The organism is Mesorhizobium sp. P5_C1, assembly GCF_054049815.1.
Genome location: NZ_JBFULQ010000523.1, coordinates 1 through 3,800 on the forward strand (window position 1 = coordinate 1; position 3,800 = coordinate 3,800).

A 3,800-nucleotide genomic window follows, 5' to 3' on the forward strand; every position below is an offset into this window, starting at 1 on the left:
ACTGAAAAGTACCGTCACGCCTTTGTTGGAGAATCCGTCGATTGCCTCACTTGGCCGCCGACAACACAACATTACAGACAATGCCCTCGAGAGATTTTAGGCTTCACGCTTTCCTCACGATGCAATTTGCAATGGGGAAATTCAAGTCCGCAAGTCTACAAGAGAGCGATGTCATGAGGGGGCACTCGGCCACCACTCGTCCGGTCACGGTGGACCGGATCGGGCGGGCACTTGACCGTGTTGCAGAGATCATCGTTGCGCGCGGTGACCAAGGCGAGGCATGGCTTCCGCTCTATGATTACCTGGAACGGGCGATGCGGGATCTTCAGGCGAAGGAGGAACGCCTCGCCGAAGTGCGCGAGCTTGTCAAACGATTGCGGGCTAAAGCACGCACTTCATAGGTTCTTCTCACCACATCGCCACGATCCCGCGGATCGTCTATGTTCACCAACGCAATAGACATGAAGACCTTCTAGTGATTCATGTTGGCTGGGATCGATCCGCCCTATAAGCTATTGTTTTAATTACCTTTTTTTCGCTCAAAAACCAAATTTGTATCACAATAGGTATCGCAATATGTAGCACATTCTCGGCGAACTAATAGACCGCAGACGAGAGTCGAAGCCAGGACACCATCCTCGCACGATATCGACACCTCGGCGTCCTGCCACCATTCCCCTGCTGGGCTGAACGCACTTCACCCTATACGAAATTGGTGGGTCCGGGAGGATGTATTTAGATCGTTGATTTTATTGAGTTTTTCGTTGGATAAGAATCAGAAGTCTTCCCGTATCGTTCCGTAAGTTCCGCCAGGGTCTCGAATGATCCCGCCTTCCGAAGCGGTTATTTGTCGGACCGCGCGGTCCCGTAGCTCAGTCAAATACTACGACAGGCCCCYAATCTGTATGCCACAGTTTCGATTCCTGCCCGGATCAGCACCGACAGCTCTGCCCCACCTGTCTATTTCCAATAGCCTCATCGCCCACGCCTTCGATGCCATGATGGCGAGCGCCTTCGAGTGTTGAGCCTTCGGTCGAAGTCAGAACCCCGCGTCTGCAGTACTCCATACAGTCGGACGACTTATAGGAATCATCCGGCAGGACTGCGACGCTGACAGCCAGACTGTCATCCGGAGGCAGAGGATCTCGCTCGCAGCAACTAAATTTTCAAGCCGTCCACAACATAGATCCAGATTACCTGAAATTGTACGCGGATTACTATGCCAGATTAAATCCGTGGATACCGTTGTGGCAGGCTGTGGAAAGTGGAACGGTTCTGATCGCCGAGGAAGACTGTCCGGCACGTACGTTCGCGGATACGGAATTCTACAATGACTGGCTCCGTCCGCAGAAAGACATCGAGGCAGCGGTCGGCATAAAAATAGATGGCGGGCCACGGGAAGTCATTCATCTCCCAATGCACTATCCGCTTTCCAAGGCCAGCTCTTACGACCGAGCTGCGGCCGAAGTTCTCACGCGGATACGAAGCAATCTGCGAAGGTCGGTCGATCTTGGACATTTACTCAGGCAAAGAACCGAGGACGCTATGGCGGGGCCGCCTTGGTCGAACGCGCCTGCTGCGCGGCATTCGTCATAGATAGCGACAGACATCTCCGCGATGCGAACCAGCAGGCTGTTGACATGTTTTCCGCAGGTTCCGTGGCTGTACTCCGCCACGGCGGCGTGTGCCTCTCCAATGCTCGCGCCGACAACCTGTTCCGCAATGGGATTGTCGCGCTCTCCAAAGGATCGCTCCCGGACTTGTACCAAATTCCTTTCTGCATCGAAGGACGCAACTGGCAAGTTTCGTTTGCGCCGCTTCCGGCCATGTTGGCTTCCAGCGTCCTAACCCTTTTTTTCACTAGATCGATGGTTCTTGTCCTTATCCGCGATCTGGACGCGCGCCTCCGCCGCCATGGTGATTTGTCGGCATTTGCCCTGCAGTACGGCCTGACCAGAGCCGAAATCATGTTTTGCGAGCGGTTGGCCCAAGGGGATTCGCTTGCCCAGACCGCCGGCGTTCTCGGGATCAAGGTTGAAACCGCACGCGACAGGGTCAAATCGATATTCCACAAGACTGGAACGCATCGACAAGGCCAGCTTGTGGCGATGCTTGGCGTCTCAGTCTAATGCGCCGTGGAGGCTCACAAGCTCGGCGCCTGTGCCAGTTCCACTTGGCACCGTCTACGCAGGCATCGGCGCGGTGGGCTCACTGTTGGCGGGCATGGTCTTGCTGGAGAAAGCAACGACCCCGTTCGGCTTATGCTCGCGGCCGTCACGATCGTCGGTGTCGTTGGACTGAATGTCAGGAACGGTCATGCGTTCCGTTCAGCAGGGCGCTGCGCGGCGATCGGTTGCGCCGCCGGGCCGTGCAAGCCGCGACGGTCATCATCGGCGGCGGCATAGCCGGGCTGATGACCGCGCTGCACTTGGCGCCCGAACCGGTGCTTCTTCTGTCCAGGACGCCCTTGGGTGCTGACGCCTCGAATCGTGCTGCCACTTTCCCGCGCGAGCGCCGGCTCCCCTGCTGATGCTTTTGGCTGTTAACTGTACCTCTTTTTGGATGTTGACGCTTACTCTTCGTTAGCGTTAAGAATGCGCTAATATAAGCGTCGCCTAACACAAGACCTGACCGGGCAATCAGGAAATGGCGACGCCGTAAGGGCTAAAGGGGAACGCAGCGCGGCCAGAATAGTCGTCGCAGCTACCATTGTTTGGCCAAGATCTGTCTGTGGACCGCCATGTTGATAACTGGCCGTTCGAGGACTTATGCGCTGACAATAGACGTCCGTTAGAAACAGTATATCGACCGTTCAACACGTTTAAATGGAGATTAGATAGCCGTCGGATGCGGCACACAAATAGATGATTGGGCATCTGTTTTGTGCTGATGTAGAGTAAAAAGGRGGTGGGGTTTAATGGCTTCTTGTCGGAGCACAGATGCCAACGCAACTGCGACATCGTTTACAAATACTCCGCTAACCGGAGACGGACCCTGCGGTCTTGCCGAAAATACGACCATCTTCATTTCCACGCCGCAGGCCRCTGTTTCTCTCGATCCGTTGAGCAATGATTTCACCGGGATCGGACCTTGCCCTATCGATGATTGGTTTCCAGCCTCGGCCGACACAAAGAGACCCGGGGGCGCCGATTGTAAGGTTTCAGCCGACATCAGGTATTCGGCGGGCTCGCCAGCGTGGGCCTTTGGTGTCGGTACAAATGTCATTGCTTTGAACGCGAACTCATTGGTCCTGGCGCTCGCGCCCGGGATCAACCCGTTTGTTGGCGAAGGCGAACTTGCTTGCACAGCTTCACAATTTTTGAGCGACCCCGCCACAAGCGGCAGGTCGACGTCGGCAGTTCTTGACCGACAAGAACAACGAGCGAAATAGGGGTTAGGACATGGCAACGACCATTGGCACGATCGGCAACGACAATCTGGTCGGCGGTAGCGGAGACGACGTGCTTTTGGGGGGCGCTGGAAGCGATCGCCTGAATGGCGGGTCAGGCGCCGATACACTCGATGGAGGCAGTGGTTTCGATACGGTCTTGGGCGGATCCGGAGCGGACACGCTTATCTATCGAGCGTGGGAAAATCAGTACAAGATTGGCAGCCAATTCTACGGGACCGGGATAACGGCCGGACAAACAGCCTTTTCCGGCTACGACGTCTACGACGGCGGCAACGGCAATGCTGCCAAAGGCACCGCCGAGATCGATACGCTCGTTATCTATCTAAGCAATGACCAACTCGCCAATGCGTCGTTTATGGCGGCGTTTAACGGTGAAATTGCTCAGTTT

Annotated in this window: 4 protein-coding genes and 1 pseudogene; 4 read left to right on the forward strand and 1 reads right to left on the reverse strand. The window is 55.6% G+C overall.

The annotated features are described in order from the left end of the window. The first annotated feature begins 50 nt into the window (after positions 1-50). Together ACXJ7R_RS27100 and ACXJ7R_RS27105 are read left to right on the forward strand one after the other, a co-directional pair. Positions 51-401 (forward strand): hypothetical protein, encoded by a 351-nt coding sequence (locus tag ACXJ7R_RS27100; protein ID WP_457154508.1) that lies wholly within the window; start codon positions 51-53, stop codon positions 399-401. A 1,158-nt stretch (positions 402-1,559) separates the two neighbouring features. Beyond that, the gene (locus ACXJ7R_RS27105) at positions 1,560-2,129 is read left to right on the forward strand and encodes a helix-turn-helix transcriptional regulator (RefSeq protein WP_457154509.1); all 570 of its coding nucleotides are present in this window, start codon (positions 1,560-1,562) and stop codon (positions 2,127-2,129) included. 54 nt (positions 2,130-2,183) lie between these two features. Here ACXJ7R_RS27105 and ACXJ7R_RS27110 read toward each other — a convergent pair whose 3' ends face one another. Continuing rightward, entirely contained in the window at positions 2,184-2,318 is a 135-nt protein-coding gene (locus ACXJ7R_RS27110; protein WP_457154510.1) for a hypothetical protein, read from the reverse strand. A gap of 35 nt (positions 2,319-2,353) precedes the next feature. Here ACXJ7R_RS27110 and ACXJ7R_RS27115 point away from each other — a divergent pair. Beyond that, positions 2,354-2,488: pseudogene (locus ACXJ7R_RS27115) on the forward strand (FAD-dependent oxidoreductase); the annotation flags it as partial. Positions 2,489-3,401: 913 nt separating this feature from the next. Then, positions 3,402-3,800, forward strand: a 399-nt coding sequence (locus ACXJ7R_RS27120; protein ID WP_457154511.1) for a calcium-binding protein, incomplete at its 3' end; no start/stop codon positions are given.